Genomic DNA, 23,992 nt, shown 5'->3' with positions numbered 1-23,992 from the left:
TTCTTCAAACCGCGAATCGACGCTTCGCGCTTTATTAACTTGCCAGAAGCGTCTTATTTTGTGCGGCGGCGAACGATATATTTATCAGATGCCTTGTTTTTCTTACGCGTTTTGTAACCAAGGGTTGGTTTACCCCATGGAGACATAGGCGATTTACGTCCGATTGGAGCGCGGCCTTCACCACCACCGTGTGGGTGATCGTTCGGGTTCATTACTACACCGCGTACTTCAGGGCGACGGCCCAGCCAGCGACTACGTCCAGCTTTACCGATTTTGATCAATTCATGATCTTCGTTACCTACGGAACCGATAGTTGCACGGCATACGCTAAGGATCTTACGAACCTCACCGGATGACAAACGAACGGAACAGTACTTTTCTTCTTTACCAAGCAATTGAGCTTCTGTACCAGCAGCACGAACCAATTGTCCGCCTTTACCTGGTTTCAACTCAATGTTGTGGATAACTGTACCCACTGGGATGTTCTCCAGTGCAAGACTGTTACCAATTTTGATGTCGGCTGTTGGGCCGGACTCTACTTTATCCCCAACTTTTAGGCCTTTAGGAGCGATGATATAACGTTTCTCTCCATCAGCATAGTGGATCAAAGCAATATTAGATGTACGGTTCGGGTCATACTCGATTGTAGCAACGCTACCTGGTATGCCGTCTTTAGTCCGTTTGAAGTCGATAATACGGTATTTACGTTTGTGTCCGCCGCCATGGTGACGAACCGTAATTTTACCTTGGTTGTTGCGTCCCGCATGTTTGAACAGCGGAGAAAGCAACGATTTCTCTGGCTGGTTTGTTGTGATTTCTTCAAACGTAGACACAGACATATGGCGTCTTGCCGGAGAGGTCGGTTTGTACTTTTTGATTGGCACTATAGTTTCCTCCTTACTTTAAGAGTATTATTCTACCGCTTCAAAAAATTCAAGCGGTTTGCTGTCCGGGCTAAGCTTAACGATGGCTTTTTTCCACTCTGGAGTGTAACCAGAATATTTACCATAACGTTTCAGTTTGCCAGGCACGCGCATTGTGTTCACATTAGTTACTTTTACTTTGAAAATAGCCTCGACAGCTTTTTTGATTTCGGTTTTGTTAGCACGGATATCCACTTCAAAAGCGTATTTCATTTCGCTCATGTAGTCGGAAGTACGTTCCGTAATCACCGGACGTTTGATAATATCACGAGGATCTTTCATTACGCGAACACCTCCTCTACCTTCAGAACTGCTTCTTTAGTGATGATCAGTTTGTCGTACGTCAGTACGTCAAGAACATTAATGCCGTCAGCCGCTACGAATTTCACCCCAGGGATGTTACGAGCGGAAAGTGCTACGTTATCATCATAGCTAGTAGCTACGATCAAAGCTTTGCGTTCCACTTTCAGGTTGTTCAAGATTGCTGCGAATTCTTTCGTCTTCGGAGCATTCATTGTCAAGCTATCCAATACGATAATGTCATTCTCGAGTACTTTCGAGGACAAAGCGGATTTGATCGCCAAACGACGAACCTTCTTAGGCAATTTCCAGGAATAGCTACGTGGTGTTGGTCCGAAGACAACGCCGCCGCCTTTCCATTGTGGAGAACGAATGGATCCTTGACGAGCGCGACCTGTACCTTTTTGTTTCCAAGGCTTACGTCCACCGCCACGAACTTCAGAACGTCCTTTTACTTTGTGTGTACCACGACGAAGGGAAGCTCTTTGCATAAGCGCAGCTTCGTGTAGAACGTGCTCATTCGGTTCAATACCGAATACTGTATCGCTCAGTTCTACTTCACCAACTTCGTTGCCACTAATATTAAAAAGTGTTACTTTTGGCATTTCATGTTCCTCCTTTCTTAGGTAATTATTTCTTAACGGTTTGTTTAACTTTCACGAAGCTGTTTTTAGGACCTGGGATAGCGCCTTTAACCAGCAATACGTTACGTTCAACGTCAACCTTGATGATTTCAAGCTTTTGAACCGTGATAGTCGTGTGACCCATATGTCCTGGGAGGCGTTTGCCCTTCGGAACACGGTTAGCTTGGATAGAACCCATGGAACCCGGTCTTCTGTGGTAACGCGATCCGTGTGCCATTGGTCCGCGGCTTTGTCCCCAACGTTTGATGTTACCTTGGAAACCTTTACCTTTAGATGTGCCAGTTACGTCAACAAATTCGCCCTCAGCAAAAATATCAGCCTTCAGTTCTTGTCCAACCTCGAGAGACCCGAGGTCAACACCGCGAATTTCACGAACGTAGCGCTTAGGTGTTGCATTTGCCTTTTTGGCGTGACCTTGTTCAGGCTTATTGGAGCGACTTTCTTTTTTATCAGAAAAGCCCAATTGCACTGCTTCATATCCGTCGATATTCAGGTCTTTCTTTTGCAGTACTACACAAGGGCCTGCTTCGATAACAGTAACAGGAATTACGTTACCTTCTGGAGTAAACACTTGAGTCATACCGAGTTTTTTTCCTAAGATACCTTTCAATGTTGACACCTCTTTTCTTTTCCTAAGTTGCTAAAAATAGAATTACAATTTGATTTCGATATCTACACCGGACGGTAGATCCAAGCGCATCAAGGCATCCACAGTTTGTGGTGTTGGGTTCACAATATCGATCAAACGTTTGTGAGTCCGTTGTTCAAACTGTTCACGGGAATCCTTGTACTTGTGTACCGCACGGAGAATAGTAATGATTTGCTTCTCAGTTGGCAACGGAATCGGTCCAGATACACCAGCACCCGAACGTTTTGCAGTTTCAACGATTTTCTCTGCGGATTGATCAAGAATTCTGTGGTCGTATGCTTTCAAGCGAATACGAATTTTTTGCTTTGCCATTTTAGTCCCTCCTTCTATCGCCCAATTTATTATCGGACATACTCCGTGAAAATTTTCTGACGTCGACCTCATGGCAAAGGGGCCGGGTGTGTCAGTAACCTCTCACATCATCGCAACGTCTCAGAACAACATTTATTATTATATATAATAGGCAGCAGTATTGCAAGCTAAAATAACAAAACAACGCATATTTTTTTCATGCGTTGCTTTATTACTATTATATAGGTTAAAGATTCGCAGTGGCAGACTTAAAAATCTCTGCTGACTCCGCAGTCTGTGCTGTTGCTGACCCAATTCCCTCTATTGTCTGAATCAATGTTCTTATTTCTTCTTCTACTATAACAATCTCTTGTGTGCTACTCCTCATCGCCTCTACAATTTCGGAAAACAAAAGACTAGTCTCTACGGATTGATATCTCCCACTTTTGGTTAGCTCTTGTACCTTACGTATCTCCTCAACGACCTGTTGTGTGAGACTTCCCGATTTATAAGTCAGCTCTACGATCTGAATTACAGTATTCTTCGTATCCTCTGCCAACCGACTAACTTCTTGAGCAACTACACTAAACCCTCTACCATGCACTCCGGCTCTAGCGGCTTCTATCGTTGCATTAAGTGAAAGAATTTTAGTTTGATCTGCAATATCTTTAACTGAGTTTACGATTTTTTGAATTTGTTTAGAGGAATTGCTTAATTCGTGGACTGAATGTTCCATTTCACTAGTACTTTGATAAATAAGATTAATCTGTCCTGTTAAGCTATCCAAATGCTCATGTCCATCTGTAGCCAACCCCTGCGACTCTACAGCGGATGTAGCTGTACGTTGGAATGTTCTACTCACTTCATTGCTACTGGCTACTAGCTGCTTCACAGCGGCATTTGTGTCGATACTAAAATCTATTAATTCGCTGCTGAATTCAGCAATTTTCTGCTTTAATTCATTTTTAACCAAAAGGTATTGCTGTTCCTTCTCTTTGACGTTCTCCTTCTCGTATTCCTCTAGGACAAGTTGTTGTTCAAGGTTAAGCAGCTTAGTTACGGTCTTAACTACATGTAGACGTGTATTGTCATCATGTGTCTCATTATAGATAACTTGTATAAAAACGTTCTGAAGATTTTGAAAAGCAGATAAGTACCATTTAGGCTCAAGTCCTACTCTTTTATGAATATTAGCAATCTTCATTCGCTTTGCTATGTATTCTTCATCAACTTTGCCATCAAAAATTTCAATGATATGCTCGCGGAGTGTTGTTTTCAACCTCTCGATACTACTATGCTCCAATATAATGGCTTCGAGTTTATCCACACCTAATACCGAATTATAAAATTGATCAATGATATAGTCTATATTCTTTTCAACGCTAGGCTTCACCCTACGTAATAAGTTCAAATCTGATTCAGATAGATCAATCATTCTCATTTGCTCATTGAGTTCGTCATAACCCTCAAGAGTATGAAAAAAATCTTCAGTACGCTTAGTCTGGTGTTTATGTTCTATCAAATTAGGGGTGTGAGAATCCTCGTTATTATTACGTGATGTTATAGCATGCATGAATGAAAAAGGACATTTTCCCATGTTATCACTCTCCCCTCAATTACTATTTTTTTACAATATTACCTTCCTTTCATTTTACTCTATGATTATTAAAATTGTAAACAATTTATCGTTGAATTTTGTTGAATTTTGTAGAATTATTCGAAATTTCATACTTATTTTATCGTATATTGTCGAATTTAAGATGGTTTATCCTATAAAATAACAAAAAGCCCCGGATTCTCCGCAAGAAGAATCCGGGGCACTATGATTCAGAGTCTACCCGCAGATAGAAACGAATTTATTTTTGGATGGAAGCTACGCTACCTGCTCCAACTGTACGTCCACCTTCGCGAATGGAGAATTTAGTACCTTCTTCAATAGCGATAGGGGAGATCAAAGCAACAGTTACAGTGATGTTGTCACCAGGCATAACCATTTCAGTACCTTCTGGCAAGTTGATGATGCCAGTTACGTCAGTTGTACGGAAGTAGAACTGTGGACGGTAACCAGTGAAGAATGGTTTGTGACGTCCGCCTTCTTCTTTAGTCAAAACGTAGATTTGAGCAGTGAACTCAGTGTGTGGTTTAACAGAGTTCGGTTTAGCCAATACTTGGCCACGCTCGATCATAGTACGGTCTACACCACGAAGCAAAGCTCCGATGTTGTCGCCGGCTTGAGCGGAATCCAGCAATTTACGGAACATTTCTACGCCCGTAACTACGGATTTCTTAGTTTCTTCGTGAATACCAACGATTTCGATTTCTTCTCCGACTTTAACTGTTCCGCGTTCTACGCGACCAGTTGCCACAGTACCGCGGCCAGTGATGGAGAATACATCTTCGACAGGCATCAAGAATGGTTTGTCAGTTTGACGCTCTGGAAGTGGAATGTACTCGTCGATTGTTTCGAACATTTCAACAATCTTCTTAGCATATTCGCCTTCTGGGTTTTGAAGAGCTTCACGAGCAGAACCACGAATGATTGGAGTGTCGTCGCCTGGGAAGTCATACTCGCTCAGCAAGTCACGAACTTCCATTTCAACCAATTCCAACAACTCTTCGTCTTCAACCATGTCGCATTTGTTCAAGAAAACAACGATGTATGGAACACCTACTTGACGGGACAACAGGATGTGCTCGCGAGTTTGTGGCATAGGGCCATCAGCTGCGGATACAACCAGGATAGCTCCGTCCATTTGCGCTGCGCCTGTGATCATGTTTTTAACATAGTCGGCGTGACCAGGGCAGTCTACGTGAGCGTAGTGACGGTTAGGAGTTTCATATTCAACGTGGGAAGTGGAGATTGTGATACCACGTTCGCGCTCTTCAGGAGCTTTGTCGATTTGATCGAATGCGATAGCTGCGCCACCGTAAGTTTTGGACAATACAGTAGTGATTGCAGCAGTCAGAGTCGTTTTACCATGGTCGACGTGACCAATAGTACCGATGTTAACGTGCGGTTTGTTACGTTCAAACTTTGCCTTTGCCATTTGAACAGTTCCTCCTTAATGTGGGGTTCCTTATATTTGAGCCGCCCGCATATATGTTTATCTTAGATGACTGAGTAATTATACTCGGACGGCAAGTTAAAACTAGTAATTATTCTCCGCCTTTGTTCTTAGCAGCGATCTCTTCCGCAATGGATTTAGGAACTTCTTCATAGTGAGAAAGCTCCATTGAGAATACGCCACGTCCTTGAGTACCAGAACGAAGAGTTGTAGAGTATCCGAACATTTCGGAAAGAGGCACCTTAGCACGGATAATTTGCGCTCCACCACGGGAATCCATACCTTCGATACGGCCACGGCGGGAGTTCAGCATACCCATAACATCACCCATATATTCCTCAGGAACAGTTACTTCTACTTTCATGATTGGCTCAAGCAGGACAGGTTTACACTTGTCTTTAGCTGCTTTAAGCGCCATCGATCCGGCAATTTTAAATGCCATTTCGTTGGAATCGACATCATGGTAAGAACCATCAACGATGGTAGCTTTAACGTCTACAAGCGGGAAGCCTGCAAGTACGCCGTTTTTCATTTGTTCTTCGATACCCGCAAGTGCAGGAGCGATGTACTCTCTAGGAACCGAGCCACCGACAACTTTACTTTCGAATTTGCTACCAGTACCTGGCTCGAGGGGTTCAAATTCAACCCACACGTGACCGTATTGACCACGACCACCAGATTGGCGTACAAATTTACCTTCGACGCGAGCAGGTGCCTTGAACGTTTCGCGGTAAGCAACCTGTGGTTTACCCACATTGGTTTCTACTTTGAACTCACGACGCATACGGTCGATGATGATGTCCAAGTGAAGTTCACCCATACCAGCCAGGATAGTTTGGCCTGTTTCTTCATCAGTATGAGCACGAAGAGTTGGATCCTCTTCAGTCAACTTACCGAGAGCAACGCCCAATTTATCTTGGTCAGCTTTTGTTTTTGGTTCAACAGCGATTTCGATAACTGGATCAGGGAAGTTCATTGATTCCAGAATTACTGGATGCTTCTCATCACACAGTGTATCACCTGTACTGGTGTCTTTCAAACCAACTGCTGCAGCGATGTCGCCAGAATACACGATGGAAATCTCTTGACGGCTGTTAGCATGCATTTGAAGGATACGACCAATACGTTCACGCTTGTTCTTAGTAGCATTAACTACGTAAGATCCGGACTCTAGAATACCAGAGTATACACGGAAGAACGTAAGTTTACCTACATAAGGGTCAGTCATGATTTTAAATGCCAAAGCTGCAAACGGTTCTTCATCCGAAGAATGACGAACTGCTTCAGTTCCATCATCAAGATGTCCAGTGATAGCTGGAACGTCAAGAGGAGATGGCAAGTAATCAACAACAGCATCCAGCATAAGCTGAATCCCTTTGTTACGGTAGGAGGATCCAACAATTACAGGGAACAATTTAACTTCAACTACGCCTTTGCGCAGTGCAGCTTTAATTTCCGGAACTGTAATTTCTTCGCCTTCCAGGTACTTCATAGTCAGATCTTCATCAAGTTCAGCAACTTTCTCGATCAACTCGAGACGCAGCTCCTCAACTTTGGCCAAATATTCTTCCGGAATATCCGTTACTTCGATGTTTTGGCCTAGATCATCTCTGAACATGTGTGCTTTTTGCTCAACAAGGTCGATAATACCAGTGAAATCACTTTCTGCACCAATTGGCAATTGAATAGCAACTGCATTGGCTTGAAGGCGATCACGCATAGTTTCGATTACGTTAAGGAAATCCGCACCGATAATGTCCATTTTGTTCACATATGCAATACGTGGAACGTTATAACGGTCAGCCTGTCTCCATACGGTTTCAGACTGAGGCTCAACGCCCTCTTTTGCACTAAATACACCTACTGCCCCATCCAATACACGCAGGGAACGTTCAACTTCAACAGTGAAGTCAACGTGTCCTGGGGTATCAATGATATTGATGCGGTGACCTTTCCACGCAGCAGTCGTAGCAGCGGACGTAATCGTGATTCCGCGCTCTTGTTCTTGCTCCATCCAGTCCATTGTAGCAGCACCCTCGTGAACTTCACCGATTTTGTGCGTACGGCCTGTATAGAAAAGAATCCGCTCTGTGGTAGTTGTTTTACCAGCATCAATATGCGCCATGATCCCGATATTACGTGTATTTTTTAAGGAGAACTCTCTAGCCATGAAATGGATCTCCCTTCAAAATATAAGTTATTTGAATGACCTTAATCCTACCAACGGTAGTGAGCGAACGCTTTGTTTGCTTCAGCCATTTTGTGTGTATCTTCGCGTTTCTTAACAGAAGCGCCTGTGTTGTTGGAAGCGTCGATGATCTCAGCCGCCAAACGCTCTTCCATCGTCTTCTCACCGCGGTTGCGAGAGTAGTTTACGAGCCAACGTAATCCCAGAGCAGTACGTCTCTCTGGTTTAACCTCGATAGGTACTTGATAGTTAGCACCACCGACACGACGAGCTTTGACTTCCAAAACCGGCATGATATTCTTGATGGCAGCTTCGAAAACTTCCATCGGATCTTTACCCGTACGTTCTTCAATCAACTTGAATGAATTGTACAGAATGCTTTGAGCGACACCTCTTTTACCACCCAGCATAATGCGGTTAATCAAACGAGTAACCAACTTGCTATTATACAACGGATCTGGCAATACGTCTCTCTTAGTAACTGGACCTTTGCGTGGCATGGATATCCCCCTTTCTTAAATGTTTATTATTCTAGAATTTTTTCTTATTTCTTAGCTTTAGGACGTTTAGCACCGTATTTAGAACGAGCTTGCATCCGGTTAGCTACACCTGCTGTATCCAATGCACCACGAACGATATGGTAACGAACCCCTGCAAGGTCCTTTACTTTACCTCCGCGAAGTAATACAACACTGTGCTCTTGTAAGTTATGTCCGATACCCGGGATATAAGCTGTTACCTCGAGACGGTTCGTCAAACGAACACGGGCATATTTACGAAGCGCTGAGTTTGGTTTACGTGGAGTCATAGTACCAACACGAGTGCACACACCGCGTTTTTGCGGAGCGCTCAAATTTGTAGCCTCACGCTTGAGGGCGTTATACCCTTTTTGAAGAGCGGGAGATTTAGATTTTTCGATTTTGGCTTGACGGCCTTTACGAACCAATTGGTTAATTGTTGGCATGTTGTTGCCACCCCCTTCCTGAAATGATAGCCGATTTAAGAACTCTAAGCCCACAGACCCAGGCGGTTCATAAAAAGACAAATGAAAAGTTCTTGCCGCTGGAGTTCACCCCAGTACAAAAACATTTCCGTAGCTATTGTTTTAAGACGGCTGCCATCGCAGCGCCAACTTCTATTCCGCAGGCCTTGCCCAAATTCAGCATCGTATCCACGTATGTGATCTTAACACCTTGTTTGTTACAAAGCATAACTATCCTGGAAGTAAGCCTTTGATCTCCGTCCTCTGCCACATAGACTTCTGCAGCTTGGCCCAACTCTACCGCCTTGACGGTTTGTTTGGTACCGATCTTGACCTGAGCATCCTGTAGTCCTCTATCATCAGTCATAATCATTACCTCCAATGAACAAGGATAACATGGCTACTCACGCACCTTAGACATTTTAGCATTATCAATAGATGGTGTCAAGAAATTCAGCAATAATTTTTATGAATATTATACACAGCAGATATTCGTGTCACACCTATGATTAGGTATGACACGAGTTCACTACCATGTTTGCTAATTTATTCAGCAGGAACCGGCTCTAAAGATTCAAGCGCGCTTTCTGCATTTGGATCACTTAGCTTAACATTACGGTAACGATTCATACCAGTACCTGCAGGAATCAACTTACCGATAATAACATTTTCTTTGAGTCCAAGCAACTTATCTACTTTGCCTTTGATAGCAGCGTCTGTTAAGACACGAGTAGTTTCTTGGAAAGATGCAGCGGATAAGAAGGAATCTGTCTCAAGAGATGCCTTGGTAATACCGAGTAAGACCGGTTTAGCAACTGCAGGCTCTTTACCTGACAAGATGGCTTCCTTATTAGCAGCTTCATATTCATGAATATCCGCAAACGCGCCTGGTAACAGACTTGTGTCACCTGCGTCAATGATACGGATCTTCCGAAGCATTTGTTTGATCATAACTTCAATGTGCTTATCATTGATCTCAACGCCCTGGTTACGATATACACGCTGAACTTCTTGCAGAATGTAGTTTTGTACCCCACGGATCCCTTTGATTCGCAGCATTTCTTTAGGGTCAATCGAACCGTCTGTCAACTCATCGCCGGCTTCAATTTCTTGGCCTTCGCTGACACGTAGACGTGAACCATAAGTAATGGAATAAGTCTTGGATTCTGCTTCACCTTGAACCTCGATTTCACGACGATCCTTAGTTTCACGGATTTCCTTGATTACACCATCGATCTCACTGATTGTAGCCTGACCTTTAGGGTTACGGGCTTCAAACAACTCTTGAATACGCGGCAAACCTTGCGTGATGTCATCACCGGCAACACCGCCGGTATGGAACGTACGCATTGTAAGCTGGGTTCCTGGTTCACCGATAGATTGTGCAGCGATAATACCAACCGCTTCACCGATCTCAACGTGTTTACCAGTTGCCAAGTTACGACCGTAACATTTCTTACAAACACCATGACGAGCACGGCAGCTTAGTACAGAGCGGATTTGTAGCTTAGTTACACCAGCGTCTACGATTGCTTCCGCTTTATCGGAGTCAATCAAATCGTTGCGGTGAACAATGATTTCGCCTGTTTCTGGATGACGAACAGTCTCGAAGCAGTAACGACCTTCAATACGGTCATACAGATCCTCAATAACCTCTTTACCATCCTGAATTCGACTAACTGTAAATCCTTTGTCCGTTCCACAATCTTCCTCACGAACGATAACGTCCTGAGCTACGTCAACGAGACGACGAGTCAAGTAACCGGAGTCAGCAGTACGAAGTGCGGTATCGGCAAGACCTTTACGCGCTCCGTGAGTGGAGATAAAGTACTCCAAGACCGTAAGACCTTCACGGAAGTTCGCTTTAATTGGCAATTCGAAAATCCGACCCGAAGGTGTTGCCATCAGACCACGCATACCACCCAGCTGAGTGATCTGCGATTTGTTACCCCGCGCTTTGGAGTCAACCATGAGCATGATAGAGTTGAAACGGTCCATCGATTTAAGCAGGATGTTCGTAAGATCATCCTTCGTCTTCGACCAGATCTCAATAACACGGTCGTACCGTTCGTCATTAGTGATCAGACCACGGCGATATTGGTTAGCAACCACATCTACCTTAGCTTCGGACTCTTTCAGGATCGTAACTTTCTCCTCAGGCACGATAACATCCGACACAGCAACGGTAACACCGGAACGTGTGGAGTAAGTAAAGCCGAGTTGTTTAATTTTATCCAAAATCATAGAGGTTTTGGTTGTATGATAAGTTTCAAAACAACGTGCGATAATCAGACCCAGATATTCTTTACCTACAGCGCTGGCTTCAGGAGCGGATTCAATCAGCTCGCGAATATCAGCGCCTTTTTCATAGATAAAGTATTTCTCTGGCGTGCCATGCAGCAAGTTAGTCTTAGTCGCTTCATTGATATAAGGGAAACTACTTGGGTAAATTTCATTAAATATAATCTTACCGATCGTAGTAATCAACATTGCGCCTTGTTGTTTTTCCGTAAAGCAAGTCTTACCTAGTGCTTTAACTGGAATAGCTACACGAGCATGAAGACCTGCAGTTCCGCGTTGGTAAGCCGATACAGCTTCATTTACGGTACGCAGAATCATACCTGATCCTTTTTCTTCCTTGTTGTCCATGGTCAGGTAGAAAGTACCAAGGACCATATCCTGGGAAGGTGTTACAACCGGTTTTCCGTCTTTAGGGTTCAAGATATTACCGGATGCAAGCATGAGAATACGTGCTTCCGCTTGAGCTTCTGCTGACAGAGGAACGTGCACCGCCATTTGGTCACCGTCAAAGTCGGCGTTATAAGCCGTACATACGAGTGGGTGAAGACGAATAGCATGACCTTCCACCAAAATCGGTTCAAAAGCTTGGATACCGAGACGGTGAAGTGTTGGTGCGCGGTTTAGAAGTACTGGGTGCTCTCTGATTACTTCTTCAAGTACATCCCATACTTCAGGACTTACACGCTCAACTTTACGTTTTGCGCTCTTTATGTTGTGGGCTAGGCCCTTATTAACCAATTCCTTCATGACAAAAGGCTTGAACAATTCTAGCGCCATTTTCTTAGGAAGTCCGCACTGATACATCTTGAGGTACGGTCCTACAACGATAACGGAACGACCAGAGTAGTCAACCCGTTTACCGAGCAAGTTCTGACGGAAACGTCCTTGTTTACCTTTCAGCATGTGGCTGAGAGATTTCAATGGACGGTTACCAGGACCCGTTACCGGACGTCCTCTACGGCCGTTATCGATGAGAGCATCGACAGCTTCCTGTAGCATCCGTTTCTCGTTCTGCACGATAATGTCAGGTGCACCAAGATCCAGCAGTCTTTTCAGACGGTTGTTCCGGTTAATAACACGACGATAAAGATCGTTCAAATCAGACGTAGCAAAACGGCCACCATCCAATTGAACCATCGGACGAAGCTCCGGAGGAATAACCGGAAGAACATCCATGATCATCCAATCAGGTTTGTTGCCTGAGTTACGGAATGCTTCAATGACTTCCAGACGTTTGATCGCCCGGTTACGACGTTGGCCTTGGGCCGTACGCAGTTCTTCTTTGAGGAATTCCAGCTCTTTTTCGATGTCGATGTCTTGAAGAAGCTTCTTAACAGCTTCAGCACCCATGCCCGCTTGGAATCCGTAACCGTATTTTTCGCGGTAGCTACGATATTCTTTCTCGGATAGAAGTTGTTTCTTTTCCAGTGGTGTTTCACCTGGGTCAGTTACAACATACGAAGCGAAGTAGATAATCTCTTCAAGTGATCTTGGAGACATATCTAGTGCCAAACCCATACGGCTTGGGATACCTTTGAAGTACCAGATATGAGATACCGGAGCAGCCAATTCAATGTGACCCATACGTTCACGACGAACTTTAGCACGAGTAACTTCAACGCCACAACGGTCGCAGACTACGCCCTTATAACGGACACGTTTGTATTTACCGCAATGACATTCCCAGTCTTTTTGCGGTCCAAAGATACGCTCACAGAAAAGACCCTCTTTTTCCGGTTTCAATGTACGATAGTTAATGGTTTCCGGTTTCTTAACTTCTCCGCGGGACCATGAACGAATCTTCTCCGGAGAAGCGAGTCCGATTTTCATAAATTCAAAATTGTTAACGTCCAACAAGGAGCAACCCTCCTTAACCTAATCCTGATTTAGTACCGCTTTGCCCTCCTCTGACTGTTACATCAAAAGAGGGCGCGGTCCTTTATAAAATGGAACTCAAAAGCTCCAACGTGATTATTCTGCTCCGACTTCTGCGCCTTCTAAATTGAGGCTCAGCTTGTCGCCTGACGTCTCGTCCTCATCGTCCAATTCTCTCATTTCAATTTCCTGCTCGTCACCGCTAAGAATCTTAACATCCATACCCAGGGACTGCAGTTCTTTGATCAATACCTTGAACGACTCAGGAACACCTGGTTCCGGTACATTTTCACCTTTGACAATGGATTCGTACGTCTTCACGCGACCAACCACGTCATCGGATTTTACGGTCAAAATTTCTTGCAATGTATATGCAGCACCGTAAGCTTCAAGCGCCCACACTTCCATCTCCCCGAAACGCTGTCCACCAAACTGAGCTTTACCACCCAGTGGCTGTTGCGTAACTAGTGAGTAAGGTCCTGTTGAACGGGCGTGAATCTTATCATCAACCATGTGCGCCAGTTTGATCATATGCATGACGCCGACAGTAACTTCACGTTCGAAGCGTTCACCTGTACGACCATCGTACAATACAGTCTTACCATTACGCTGCATGCCAGCTTCTTCCATCGTATCAAATACGTCGTACTCACGTGCTCCGTCGAATACCGGCGTTGCAATGTGAATTCCCAGACGCAATGCGGCCATACCAATATGGACCTCAAGCACCTGTCCGATGTTCATACGAGAAGGAACGCCTAGAGGGTTAAGAACAACCTGTACTGGCGTACCGTCCGGAAGGAACGGCATATCTTCTTCTGGCAGGATACGAGCAACGACACCCTTGTTACCGTGACGTCCGGCCATTTTGTCACCTTCAGAAATCTTACGTTTCTGAGCGATGTACACACGAACCAATTGATTTACGCCAGGAGGCAGCTCATCGCCGTTCTCACGTGTAAATACTTTAACGTCAACGATAATACCATCACTACCGTGAGGAACGCGTAAAGAGGTATCCCGTACTTCACGAGCCTTCTCACCAAAGATAGCGTGTAGGAGACGCTCTTCTGCAGTCAATTCAGTTACACCCTTAGGAGTAACCTTACCAACTAGAATGTCACCAGCACTGATTTCCGCACCGATGCGGATAATTCCACGCTCATCAAGATTGCGCAGAGCTTCTTCGCCCACGTTTGGAATATCACGTGTGATTTCTTCAGGTCCCAGTTTAGTGTCACGAGCTTCGGATTCGTATTCCTCGATATGAATCGAAGTGTATACATCTTCCTTAACTAGCTTTTCACTTAACAGGATCGCATCCTCGTAGTTGTAACCTTCCCAAGTCATGAACGCAACGACTACGTTACGACCAAGAGCAAGTTCGCCCATTTCTGTAGAAGGACCGTCCGCCAGGATGTCACCCTTCTTAACAATATCCCCTCTTTTAGCTAGAGGACGTTGGTTAATACAGGTACCTTGGTTAGAACGCATAAATTTGTGTAATTTATATTTAACGATATCGCCTTTAACTTCTTTGCCTTCGACAGTTTCAACCCGGCGCAGCCAAATTTCATTAGCTGAAGAGCGTTCGATAATACCGTCATATTTAGAAACAACACATACGCCAGAATCCTTAGCGGATTTATGTTCCATCCCTGTTCCGACGAGCGGAGCTTTAGGAATTAGAAGTGGAACGGCTTGACGCTGCATGTTAGATCCCATCAGAGCGCGGTTGGAGTCATCGTTCTCAAGGAACGGAATGAGCGCCGTAGCGACGGATACGACCTGTTTAGGCGAAACGTCCATGTAATCTACACGATTACTTGGCATTGTTGTAATGTTGTCAGAGTCTTTATTGTAACGAACGATTACCATGTCTTCCTTAAAGGAGCCATCTTCATCGATCAATACGTTAGCCTGAGCAACTACATAATTATCTTCCTCATCAGCAGTCAGATAATCGATTTGTTCAGTTACCTTACCTGTCTTTGGATCTACCCAACGATACGGAGCTTCAATAAAGCCGTATTCGTTGATACGAGCAAAGGTGGACAAGGAGTTGATCAATCCAATGTTCGGACCTTCCGGTGTTTCAATTGGACACATCCGGCCGTAGTGACTGTGATGGACGTCACGAACTTCAAAGCCCGCGCGTTCACGTGTCAAACCACCGGGTCCGAGTGCAGACAGACGACGTTTATGCGTAAGTTCCGCAAGTGGGTTCGTCTGGTCCATAAACTGAGACAGCTGGGAGCTACCGAAGAACTCTTTAATGGACGCGATAACCGGACGAATATTGATCAGAGCTTGAGGCGTAATTGCATTAGCATCCTGAATCGACATTCTTTCACGCACAACGCGCTCCATACGGGACAAACCGATACGGAACTGATTCTGCAGAAGTTCACCCACAGAACGCAGACGACGGTTACCCAGATGGTCAATATCATCGGTATTACCAATTCCGTGAAGCAAATTAATAAAGTAGCTGATCGAGGATATAATATCAGCTTGAGTAATGTGCTTAACAGACTTGTCGATGTTGCCGTTAGCGATCAGCTTAATAACCCGACCTTCTTCAATTGGCGAGAATACGTCAATCGTTTGAAGAGGAATATCTTCGCTGTCCATAACCCCACCAGTAACACGGTAGTTCTTAAAGGCAACATTCTTTTCGAAGTAAGGAATCAATTCATCAAGCAGTCTGCGATCGACCATTTGACCGGACTCAGCCAGGATTTCTCCTGTAGCTTCGTCAACCAAAGGCTGAGCAAGACGTTGATTGAAAAGACGATTCTTAATGTGTAGCTTTTTATTGATTTTGTAACGGCCTACATTAGCTAGGTCGTAGCGTTTTGGATCAAAGAAACGCGCGACCAGCAAACTTTTGGCATTGTCTAGTGTCGGCGGTTCGCCCGGACGCAAACGCTCATAAATTTCAATAAGCGCCTTCTCCGTGGAGTCCGTGTTGTCTTTATCCAGCGTATTGCGAATATATTCATCATTGCCAAGCAATTCCAGAATTTCGGCATCACTACCGAAACCGAGAGCACGCAAAAGTACGGTAACAGGAATTTTACGAGTCCGATCGATACGAACATACATAATATCCTTAGCGTCGGTCTCAAGTTCCAACCAGGCTCCGCGGTTCGGGATTACTGTGGCGGTGTAGGTTTTTTTGCCGTTCTTATCCACTTTTGTGCTGAAATAGACGCTTGGAGAGCGAACCAACTGGCTGACAATAACCCGTTCCGCACCGTTAATAATAAAAGTGCCGGTCTCCGTCATCAGCGGGAAATCTCCCATGAACACTTCCTGCTCTTTGACCTCACCGGTCTCCTTATTAATGAGCCGCACCTTTACACGCAGAGGAGCCGCATACGTCACGTCCCGCTCTTTAGCGTCGTCAACCGTATATTTTGGTTCACCCAGGCTGTAATCAATGAACTCTAGTACCAAATTACCTGTGAAATCCTGGATCGGCGAGATGTCCTGAAACATTTCCCGCAATCCTTCCTCCAAAAACCAATCATAAGATTTTTGTTGGATCTCGATCAGGTTCGGGACCTCGAGTACCTCGTTAATTCTCGCATAGCTCCGCCGAGTGCGTCGACCATACTGAACAAGATGTCCTGCCAACTTTACTCACCCCTCATGTCTACTCACTTAAAAATTGATTGCGAACCCTTGTTTGGAACCGTATAATGGAACCATACTACAAGGATTCAGTCATAAATAAAAGAAAAGCCCTTATCGAAATCTTCGAAAAAAGAGCGCACTTATCCATGACCAAAATACTCCTTATCCAGTAGATTTGCCCAAAACGTACATATTATACGTCACCAAGCAACAGTTTATGCGCTATTATCTATTACCGCGTAACACTCGCTACGCCAGAGCATAGAGAACCAATTCGCAAAAAACTTGCCGTACGGCTTGCGCTAGCCGGCGACAATATATCGCTTGACATTTTCAGCAAACTAAAGACATGGAGCCTATCTTAATACTGACATTTTATAATAATACCATTATCACTATCACATGTCAATAACCTATTGATTTTTATTTTTGAGCTTTAATAATACGATAACCTTTATCTTTGCCTACTTCTTCTACATTTGAGAACAAGCTTTCAAGTTTAGCTACCGCTGATGGAGCGCCCTGCTTCTTCTGAATGACAATCCACAGAAATCCACCCTCATTTAAATGCTCATAAGCTTCTTCAAAAATCTGATGCACTACAGCTTTTCCTGCACGTATCGGAGGATTGGTAAGAATCACATCGAACTTTTGTTGTTCATTCAATGCGCCGAGCACATCGCTTTCCATTACCGTAACATTCCGGATTCCATTGTGCTGGGCATTTTCACGCGCAAGTTCTACCGCACGACTATTAATATCAATCATCGTAACTTGCCCTTTGGGGGCTAGGTATGCTGCACTTATGCCTATCGGTCCATATCCGCAACCCACATCAAGCACTGCTGAACCGTCCGGAATATCCATAGCTTCAATGAGAACTCGACTACCGTAATCGATGTCTCCTTTAGAGAACACACCCGCATCACTTGTGAAACGAAAGCTTTTGCCTCTTAGAACGGTGTCGATGGTACGTCTGTCATGACGCACTTCCGGTTGCTGCGAATAATAATGTTGCGACATCTCTATCCTCCCTTTCCTTTATGTTAATAGTTTGTATTCACACAACCCTACTAACTCTATCAAGCATAAACGCCTCTGATGTCCTTATAAGGACGGTAAGCGTTCAAGCGAGAAATATAAAGATAAAGTATAATGTGAAACTTATACTTTCTTATATTTTTATAAAATAAACCCCTTGAACAAGTTCAAGGGGTTTTCAGTATAGAAGGAATTACTTCACTTCTACAGCTGCGCCTGCTTCTTCCAATTTTGCTTTAGTAGCTTCGGCTTCGTCTTTGCTTACTTTTTCTTTGATTGCTTTTGGTGCGTTGTCTACAAGGTCTTTAGCTTCTTTCAAGCCAAGGCCTGTGATTTCGCGAACGATTTTGATAACGTTGATTTTGGAAGCGCCAGCGCCTGTCAAAATTACGTCAAATTCGGATTGCTCTTCAGCTACTGCTGCTACCGCACCGCCAGCTGCTACTGGAGCTGCTGCTGTTACGCCGAATTCTTCTTCAATTGCTTTAACCAGGTCGTTCAGTTCCAATACGCTCATGCCTTTAATTGCTTCCAAGATTGCTTCTTTACTCATGATTGAACCTCCATTTATAATTTAAATTTGTTTGTGGTATTGATTTATGCTGTAAGAGCCAAAGGCTTACGCGCTTTGTTCTTCTTTTTCAGCAACAGCTTTAACTGCAAGCGCGAAGTTGCGCATTGGAGCTTGAAGTACGCTAAGCAGCATGGACAGCAAACCATCGCGGGATGGAAGCTCAGCCAGTGCTTTCAATTGGTCCGCGTCGATGACACGTCCTTCTACTACGCCGCCTTTCAATTTCAAAGCGTCGTTTTTCTTGGCGAAATCGTTCAAAATTTTAGCTGGAGCTACTGCATCAGTTGTGCTGAATGCGATAGCTGTTGGACCAGTCAAAACTTCATCCAACTCAGTCAACTCAGCCGCAGCAGTTGCGCGACGTAGCAATGTGTTCTTCAGGACTTGAAACTCAACGCCAGCTTCACGAAGTTGCTTACGCAGTTCAGTCACTTGGGAAACGTTCAATCCACGATAGTCCGCTACAACAGTCGAAAGACTGTTTTGCAGTTTCGCAGTAACAACGTCAACCGCATCCTGTTTTGCTTGAATTACTTTTGCATTTGCCAATGTATACACCTCCTGAAAATTTATGTGTCGGCGTCCTTTCCAAGGAAAGCATCACCGCTCCTACGCAGGCATTAGAAAAGCCTCCGCAGAATCACGAAGGCTTGATAAAACGAAAGTTATACGAGCGAGCTCGTTACTTCTTGTTTCTATCACAACACCTCGGTAGGGAATTAAGCACTAAGGCACCTACTGTCTACGGTAAGCATATTCAAGGTTAAGATTGATACCTTAAGTTTCACAACTGTTATAGATTATCAAAATTGACCCAAAGAGTCAACCCTTATTTATCTGAAGACGGTTGTGTTCACACGAGCGCTAGGACCCATTGTGGAAGAAATCGAGATGCCTTTAAGGTATACACCTTTAGCAGCAGCTGGTTTCGCACGGTTCAAAGCGTCGATAAGAGCTTTAAGGTTATCGTTCAATTGTGCAGCATCAAAGGACACTTTGCCGATTGGCGCGTGAATTTGACCTGCTTTGTCAAGACGATATTCGATTTTACCGGCTTTGATTTCTTGCACAGCCTTGGAAACATCGAATGTAACTGTGCCAGCTTTAGGGTTAGGCATAAGACCTTTACCACCAAGCAGACGACCCAGTTTACCGACTTCACTCATCATATCAGGTGTAGCTACGCAGACATCAAATTCAAACCAGCCTTGTTGAATTTTGTTGATCATGTCTTGATCACCAACAAAATCCGCGCCAGCAGCTTCTGCCTCTTTCGCTTTTTCACCTTTTGCAAATACAAGCACGCGTTGTGTTTTACCAGTGCCGTGAGGCAGGACAACAACACCACGAACTGCTTGGTCTTGTTTACGCGGGTCTACACCCAGACGAACTGCTGCTTCAACGGTTTCGTCGAATTTTGCAGTCGCTGCCTTTTTCACAAGCTCTACAGCTTCTGAAGGCTCGTAAGTTGCTTCGCTGTTGATCAGCTTAGCAGCTTCTTGGTATTTCTTACCATGTTTAGCCATGAAAATGTTCCTCCTTTGTGGTGTTAGCGGAAATTCCTCCCACATACTTGCGGGTCACGAATGACCGATTCTTCGAAAACTACTAGTCTTCGATTGTGATACCCATACTGCGAGCAGTACCTTCAACCATACGCATTGCAGCTTCTACAGATGCAGCGTTAAGGTCTGGCATTTTTGTTTCAGCAATTTCACGAACCGCAGCGCGGCCGATTTTTGCTACTTTTTTCTTGTTTGGTTCGCCGGATCCTTTTTCTACTTTAGCAGCGATGCGAAGCAGAACAGCAGCCGGAGGAGTTTTAGTGATGAACGTAAAGGAACGGTCTTCAAATACTGTAATTTCAACCGGAATGATCAAGCCAGCCTGGTCGGCAGTACGAGCATTAAATTCCTTACAGAATGCCATGATGTTGACACCTGCTTGACCTAACGCCGGACCTACTGGAGGCGCTGGATTCGCTTTCCCTGCAGGAATCTGCAGTTTCACCATTTTAATAACTTTTTTAGCCATGAGTGACACCTCCTTGCAAAAATAGTGGTCTTCGAACGCCATTGGCGCTCTCCCACAAGAAACCCTTAGCTTATGTTATATTTTCTCCACTTGAGTGAAATCCAACTCTAGCGGGGTTTCCCGTCCAAACATGTTCACATGCACTTTGATCTTGCTCTTGTCAGCCAAAATTTCTTCCACGGATCCCACAAAATTCGCAAACGGACCAACCATAATACGTACGGATTCCTTGATTTCGAAATCAATCTTCGCTTTAGGTTCAACCATGCCCATATGCTTCAGAATTTGTTCTACCTCTTCCGGAAGCAAAGCTGTTGGTTTAGACCCTGAGCCTGTCGAACCAACAAATCCAGTAACGCCCGGAGTATTGCGGACAACATACCAGGAATCATCAGTCTGAACCATTTCCACCAAAACATAACCCGGGTAAACTTTACGCATAACGGTTTTTTTCTTACCGTCTTTGTTTACGATTTCTTCTTCCATAGGAACAAGAACGCGGAATATTTTGTCTTCCATGCCCATGGACTCAACGCGCTTTTCCAAATTGGCTTTGACCTTATTCTCATACCCAGAATAGGTATGAACGACATACCATCTTTTTTCCATATCAAGCCACCTGGGACCTCTCTAAATAATCGCTTCAATCACAGCGGAAATACCGATGTCCAGAACCCAGAAGTAAATAGCGACAACTACAATTGTACCGAGAACGATCAATGTATAGTTGGTCAATTCTTTACGACTTGGCCAGCGAACTTTTTTGAGTTCACTCCAGCTCTCAGTGAAAAAGGAAAACATAGACTTGAAACTACGTTTCATGCCGACTACACCTCCACAGACTATCTGGTTTCGCGATGAGGAGTTTGCGAGTTACAATACTTGCAAAATTTCTTCATCTCCATGCGGTCGGGGTGATTTCGCTTGTTTTTGGTAGTCGCATAGTTTCTTTGTTTGCAACTTGTACAAGCCAAAGTGATAATTACCCGCATGATGTGCACCTCCCGAGACGTCCTTCTAACAATACAATTAGAAGACGTAAATATTGATCCTAAAAAAAGCCGCGAATTTAGGCCTACCTAAAACACTTTAGCATAATGTCAAGGTCTGTGTCAACGAAAGAATTCCGTTCTGCACTGGGTAATTTCGGGTGTTATAGTCATATGGCCGTACCCTGTCCTTGGGTCTATCTCTTCCTCACACTTCGCTGTCTTCCTTATCATTATGGGGCATTCCGACTGTGTATAAACCTACCCTCAACGGCAACAACTAAAATCAACTCAAATAGAAATTTATGGTGTTAGCTCCTAATTCTATCTAAGCAATTTCATGAGACTAAAAAAAAGAACTCGATGTACGAGCCCTCTTGTGTTCATTATATCATTAATTGTCACGCACTTCTAGATATCTTTCTAATTTCCGCTTTACTCGTTGTAAAGCGTTGTCAATAGATTTCACATGCCGCTTCAGATCTTCAGCAATTTCCTGATAAGATCGTCCGTCTAAATACAACATCAGAACCTTACGCTCTAGGTCACTTAAAATCTCCGCCATCTTATCTTCAAGTCCAATGAATTCTTCTTGATTGATAATTAGCTCTTCTGGATCTAGTACCTGAGTTCCACAAATGACATCCATAAGCGTCCGGTCGGAATCTTCATCATAAATGGGCTTATCCAAAGAAACATAAGAATTGAGCGGAATATGCTTCTGACGCGTGGCCGTCTTAATAGCAGTTATAATCTGACGTGTTATGCAGAGCTCAGCAAAAGCCTTGAATGAAGAGAGCTTGTCACCTTTAAAGTCACGAATAGCCTTATATAGACCAATCATTCCTTCTTGAACAATATCTTCACGATCTGCCCCGATCAAGAAATAAGAGCGGGCTTTAGCACGTACAAAATTACGGTATTTATTAATTAAGTGTTCCAATGCGCCACTGTCGCCACCACGGAAAGCCTCGACAATATCTTCATCACTTATGAAATCATACTCGGATAGCATTATTTCCTTGAGGTCGACACTCACCAAGAATCCCCCCGGCTGCAACGCAAGACACATCGTTACTTCGCGAAATATAGGATCAGTATATATTATGTTACCTTACACCGTCAACCGGATTTGTCCAAAAACAATCTGGAATAGCATAAAATGGAATAAAAATATCGCCTAAATCTTTCCTCTTGTCACTGCCTACGCCAATTTTCCAATTTACTCCGCACATCAGGAGGCAGTTTGTCTTCCAAAGAATGACGTGTAGAACTGATACTTCCCGGTTCGATAGCTTTTTTCACTTGTTTCTGGTTCTCTTCAATTTCTAGGTGCAATTCTCTTGCAGAAATCCGCAGTGCACCTTGGGCGAAAATAATATGTTGCTCCACAAAGTCACTTGTTGCAACATAGATCTGTCGACGTCGGTTGCTAAATTCTCCAACCAATCGCTCAATGCATTCATCTGCGGTTTCTTTTTCCTTGGTGAAAAACACCTGGACTTTGCCCTGGACAAATGACCGACCCAATCCTGGAACGCGGTATGCATCAAACACAGCAATAACTCGTCGTCCTGAGTAAGCCTGGTAATCAGCCAGCAAATCCATCAAGCGGTCGCGTGCTTCCTGCATACCAATCTGGGACAGTGCCGCTAGTTCCGGCCAGCCACCGATCATATTGTACCCGTCCACAAGCAGCACATCGCGCCAGTCGGCCATAGTTATCCCTGCTGTTGCCGAAGGCGTACCACTTCATACATAATGACTCCTGCGGCGACAGAGGCATTTAATGAATTGATCTTTCCGGCCATCGGCAGCTTAAGTAATACATCACATTTTTCACGAATCAGGCGTCCCATCCCTTTATTCTCATTACCGATTACAACAGCTACCGGTCCTGTGAAAATATTGGATCCAAACAGATTCTGATCTGTATCCACATCCGTACCTACTACCCAGACTCCCTGCTCTTTCAGACGATCAATGGTCTGACCTAGGTTAGTGACCCGCGCAACCGGAACATATTCCACGGCACCCGCCGATGTTTTGGAGACGGTAGCAGTAATCTGAGCCGAACGACGTTTAGGTACGATTACTCCATGCACTCCAGTACAATCTGCTGTCCGCAGAATGGACCCCAGATTATGAGGATCTTCAATCTCATCCAGCAAAATCAAGAATGCAGGCTCTCCTTTGGCTTCAGCTGCAGCCAGCAGATCATCTACCTCGACATAGGCAAAAGGTGCGGCTTGAGCAACTACCCCCTGATGTTGAACTCCAGGAGCAAGCTGATCCAGCTTACGCTTGTCCACATGCTGAATGACAATCCCCGCTTTACGTGCTTCAGCGACGATTGGTGCGGTCAGATGCTTCTGAGCCGTTTCTGCAATCCATATTTTATTTAATGTACGACCCGCACGAAGCGCCTCAAGCACTGAATGCTTCCCAGCCAATATTTCCTCTTCTGTCTTCAAATCTTCTTCCATGTTCACTT

At 44.4% G+C, this 23,992-nt stretch carries 24 protein-coding genes and 1 other annotated feature; all 24 genes read right to left on the bottom strand.

The genetic code is table 11. The features are described from left to right. Positions 1 to 53: 53 nt before the first annotated feature. Positions 54 to 884 carry a 50S ribosomal protein L2 gene (gene rplB, locus MKX60_RS06750; protein WP_042192171.1) on the bottom strand — a complete coding sequence of 277 codons (831 nt, stop codon included), beginning with the start codon at positions 882 to 884 and terminating at the stop codon, positions 54 to 56. 27 nt (positions 885 to 911) lie between these two features. Then, a complete protein-coding gene (rplW, locus tag MKX60_RS06745) occupies positions 912 to 1,205 on the bottom strand; it encodes a 50S ribosomal protein L23 (protein ID WP_036680537.1) in 294 nt (97 codons plus the stop codon). Next, on the bottom strand, positions 1,205 to 1,828 hold the full coding sequence (gene rplD / locus MKX60_RS06740; protein WP_042192174.1) for a 50S ribosomal protein L4: 624 nt from the start codon (positions 1,826 to 1,828) through the stop codon (positions 1,205 to 1,207). Before rplD ends, rplW begins: the two co-directional genes overlap by 1 nt. A 25-nt stretch (positions 1,829 to 1,853) precedes the next feature. After that, a complete protein-coding gene (gene rplC, locus MKX60_RS06735) occupies positions 1,854 to 2,477 on the bottom strand; it encodes a 50S ribosomal protein L3 (RefSeq protein ID WP_076286852.1) in 624 nt (207 codons plus the stop codon). 42 nt (positions 2,478 to 2,519) lie between these two features. Further along, on the bottom strand, positions 2,520 to 2,828 hold the full coding sequence (gene rpsJ, locus MKX60_RS06730) for a 30S ribosomal protein S10 (protein ID WP_017692074.1): 309 nt from the start codon (positions 2,826 to 2,828) through the stop codon (positions 2,520 to 2,522). Between the two features lie 226 nt (positions 2,829 to 3,054). Continuing rightward, positions 3,055 to 4,404 (bottom strand): globin-coupled sensor protein, encoded by a 1,350-nt coding sequence (locus MKX60_RS06725; protein ID WP_076300963.1) that lies wholly within the window; start codon positions 4,402 to 4,404, stop codon positions 3,055 to 3,057. Between the two features lie 259 nt (positions 4,405 to 4,663). Continuing rightward, the gene (tuf, locus tag MKX60_RS06720) at positions 4,664 to 5,854 is read right to left on the bottom strand and encodes an elongation factor Tu (RefSeq protein WP_042192178.1); all 1,191 of its coding nucleotides are present in this window, start codon (positions 5,852 to 5,854) and stop codon (positions 4,664 to 4,666) included. Positions 5,855 to 5,963: 109 nt separating this feature from the next. Then, positions 5,964 to 8,042 (bottom strand): elongation factor G, encoded by a 2,079-nt coding sequence (fusA, locus tag MKX60_RS06715; RefSeq protein ID WP_042192180.1) that lies wholly within the window; start codon positions 8,040 to 8,042, stop codon positions 5,964 to 5,966. A gap of 47 nt (positions 8,043 to 8,089) precedes the next feature. After that, the gene (gene rpsG, locus MKX60_RS06710; RefSeq protein ID WP_036680520.1) at positions 8,090 to 8,560 is read right to left on the bottom strand and encodes a 30S ribosomal protein S7; all 471 of its coding nucleotides are present in this window, start codon (positions 8,558 to 8,560) and stop codon (positions 8,090 to 8,092) included. Positions 8,561 to 8,604: 44 nt separating this feature from the next. Further along, entirely contained in the window at positions 8,605 to 9,024 is a 420-nt protein-coding gene (gene rpsL, locus MKX60_RS06705) for a 30S ribosomal protein S12 (protein ID WP_036680518.1), read from the bottom strand. A gap of 133 nt (positions 9,025 to 9,157) precedes the next feature. Next, positions 9,158 to 9,409: a ribosomal L7Ae/L30e/S12e/Gadd45 family protein gene (locus tag MKX60_RS06700; protein WP_042131229.1), complete on the bottom strand. Its 252-nt coding sequence runs from the start codon at positions 9,407 to 9,409 to the stop codon at positions 9,158 to 9,160. Positions 9,410 to 9,588: 179 nt separating this feature from the next. Next, the gene (rpoC, locus tag MKX60_RS06695; protein ID WP_042192182.1) at positions 9,589 to 13,200 is read right to left on the bottom strand and encodes a DNA-directed RNA polymerase subunit beta'; all 3,612 of its coding nucleotides are present in this window, start codon (positions 13,198 to 13,200) and stop codon (positions 9,589 to 9,591) included. Positions 13,201 to 13,314: 114 nt separating this feature from the next. Then, positions 13,315 to 16,860, bottom strand: a complete 3,546-nt coding sequence (gene rpoB / locus MKX60_RS06690; RefSeq protein ID WP_076300962.1) for a DNA-directed RNA polymerase subunit beta — start codon at positions 16,858 to 16,860, stop codon at positions 13,315 to 13,317. A 423-nt stretch (positions 16,861 to 17,283) separates the two neighbouring features. Beyond that, on the bottom strand, positions 17,284 to 17,883 hold the full coding sequence (locus MKX60_RS06685) for a class I SAM-dependent methyltransferase (protein ID WP_042192184.1): 600 nt from the start codon (positions 17,881 to 17,883) through the stop codon (positions 17,284 to 17,286). A gap of 211 nt (positions 17,884 to 18,094) precedes the next feature. Further along, positions 18,095 to 18,454 (bottom strand): 50S ribosomal protein L7/L12, encoded by a 360-nt coding sequence (rplL, locus tag MKX60_RS06680; protein WP_036680508.1) that lies wholly within the window; start codon positions 18,452 to 18,454, stop codon positions 18,095 to 18,097. 66 nt (positions 18,455 to 18,520) lie between these two features. Then, positions 18,521 to 19,024, bottom strand: coding sequence for a 50S ribosomal protein L10 (gene rplJ / locus MKX60_RS06675; protein ID WP_042192187.1), 504 nt, complete (start codon positions 19,022 to 19,024; stop codon positions 18,521 to 18,523). A gap of 64 nt (positions 19,025 to 19,088) precedes the next feature. Then, positions 19,089 to 19,241, bottom strand: a sequence feature (ribosomal protein L10 leader region). Between the two features lie 67 nt (positions 19,242 to 19,308). Then, positions 19,309 to 20,001, bottom strand: a complete 693-nt coding sequence (gene rplA / locus MKX60_RS06670; RefSeq protein WP_036680504.1) for a 50S ribosomal protein L1 — start codon at positions 19,999 to 20,001, stop codon at positions 19,309 to 19,311. Between the two features lie 82 nt (positions 20,002 to 20,083). Next, positions 20,084 to 20,509 carry a 50S ribosomal protein L11 gene (gene rplK / locus MKX60_RS06665; RefSeq protein WP_042131235.1) on the bottom strand — a complete coding sequence of 142 codons (426 nt, stop codon included), beginning with the start codon at positions 20,507 to 20,509 and terminating at the stop codon, positions 20,084 to 20,086. Between the two features lie 75 nt (positions 20,510 to 20,584). After that, positions 20,585 to 21,118, bottom strand: a complete 534-nt coding sequence (nusG, locus tag MKX60_RS06660; RefSeq protein ID WP_036680499.1) for a transcription termination/antitermination protein NusG — start codon at positions 21,116 to 21,118, stop codon at positions 20,585 to 20,587. A gap of 21 nt (positions 21,119 to 21,139) precedes the next feature. Next, complete coding sequence (gene secE, locus MKX60_RS06655; protein WP_036680497.1) at positions 21,140 to 21,331, bottom strand: preprotein translocase subunit SecE; 192 nt, start codon at positions 21,329 to 21,331, stop codon at positions 21,140 to 21,142. Positions 21,332 to 21,351: 20 nt separating this feature from the next. Further along, positions 21,352 to 21,501: a 50S ribosomal protein L33 gene (gene rpmG / locus MKX60_RS06650; RefSeq protein ID WP_076099620.1), complete on the bottom strand. Its 150-nt coding sequence runs from the start codon at positions 21,499 to 21,501 to the stop codon at positions 21,352 to 21,354. A 391-nt stretch (positions 21,502 to 21,892) separates the two neighbouring features. Next, on the bottom strand, positions 21,893 to 22,537 hold the full coding sequence (sigH, locus tag MKX60_RS06645; protein ID WP_036680496.1) for an RNA polymerase sporulation sigma factor SigH: 645 nt from the start codon (positions 22,535 to 22,537) through the stop codon (positions 21,893 to 21,895). A 158-nt stretch (positions 22,538 to 22,695) separates the two neighbouring features. Next, positions 22,696 to 23,217, bottom strand: coding sequence for an NYN domain-containing protein (locus tag MKX60_RS06640; protein ID WP_076286854.1), 522 nt, complete (start codon positions 23,215 to 23,217; stop codon positions 22,696 to 22,698). Between the two features lie 2 nt (positions 23,218 to 23,219). Then, positions 23,220 to 23,984 (bottom strand): 23S rRNA (guanosine(2251)-2'-O)-methyltransferase RlmB, encoded by a 765-nt coding sequence (rlmB, locus tag MKX60_RS06635; protein ID WP_042131237.1) that lies wholly within the window; start codon positions 23,982 to 23,984, stop codon positions 23,220 to 23,222. Between the last annotated feature and the right edge of the window lie 8 nt (positions 23,985 to 23,992).

Source organism: Paenibacillus sp. FSL R5-0914 (assembly GCF_038004525.1).
Lineage (GTDB): Bacteria > Bacillota > Bacilli > Paenibacillales > Paenibacillaceae > Paenibacillus_AQ.
The sequence above is the reverse complement of the archived record's forward strand: the minus strand, read 5'-3'. Positions and strand labels throughout refer to the sequence as shown.

Bases quoted from the DNA above. Each gene is read 5' to 3' on its own strand.
- MKX60_RS06700 (WP_042131229.1), bottom strand. From the start codon at position 9,409: ATGACTGATGATAGAGGACTACAGGATGCTCAGGTCAAGATCGGTACC.
- MKX60_RS06640 (WP_076286854.1), bottom strand. From the start codon at position 23,217: ATGGCCGACTGGCGCGATGTGCTGCTTGTGGACGGGTACAATATGATC.
- fusA (WP_042192180.1), bottom strand. From the start codon at position 8,042: ATGGCTAGAGAGTTCTCCTTAAAAAATACACGTAATATCGGGATCATG.
- secE (WP_036680497.1), bottom strand. From the start codon at position 21,331: ATGAAACGTAGTTTCAAGTCTATGTTTTCCTTTTTCACTGAGAGCTGG.
- MKX60_RS06725 (WP_076300963.1), bottom strand. From the start codon at position 4,404: ATGGGAAAATGTCCTTTTTCATTCATGCATGCTATAACATCACGTAAT.
- nusG (WP_036680499.1), bottom strand. From the start codon at position 21,118: ATGGAAAAAAGATGGTATGTCGTTCATACCTATTCTGGGTATGAGAAT.
- rplW (WP_036680537.1), bottom strand. From the start codon at position 1,205: ATGAAAGATCCTCGTGATATTATCAAACGTCCGGTGATTACGGAACGT.
- rplL (WP_036680508.1), bottom strand. From the start codon at position 18,454: ATGAGTAAAGAAGCAATCTTGGAAGCAATTAAAGGCATGAGCGTATTG.
- rpmG (WP_076099620.1), bottom strand. From the start codon at position 21,501: ATGCGGGTAATTATCACTTTGGCTTGTACAAGTTGCAAACAAAGAAAC.
- rplA (WP_036680504.1), bottom strand. From the start codon at position 20,001: ATGGCTAAACATGGTAAGAAATACCAAGAAGCTGCTAAGCTGATCAAC.
- rplK (WP_042131235.1), bottom strand. From the start codon at position 20,509: ATGGCTAAAAAAGTTATTAAAATGGTGAAACTGCAGATTCCTGCAGGG.
- rplD (WP_042192174.1), bottom strand. From the start codon at position 1,828: ATGCCAAAAGTAACACTTTTTAATATTAGTGGCAACGAAGTTGGTGAA.
- tuf (WP_042192178.1), bottom strand. From the start codon at position 5,854: ATGGCAAAGGCAAAGTTTGAACGTAACAAACCGCACGTTAACATCGGT.
- rpsG (WP_036680520.1), bottom strand. From the start codon at position 8,560: ATGCCACGCAAAGGTCCAGTTACTAAGAGAGACGTATTGCCAGATCCG.
- rpsL (WP_036680518.1), bottom strand. From the start codon at position 9,024: ATGCCAACAATTAACCAATTGGTTCGTAAAGGCCGTCAAGCCAAAATC.
- rlmB (WP_042131237.1), bottom strand. From the start codon at position 23,984: ATGGAAGAAGATTTGAAGACAGAAGAGGAAATATTGGCTGGGAAGCAT.
- rpsJ (WP_017692074.1), bottom strand. From the start codon at position 2,828: ATGGCAAAGCAAAAAATTCGTATTCGCTTGAAAGCATACGACCACAGA.
- MKX60_RS06685 (WP_042192184.1), bottom strand. From the start codon at position 17,883: ATGTCGCAACATTATTATTCGCAGCAACCGGAAGTGCGTCATGACAGA.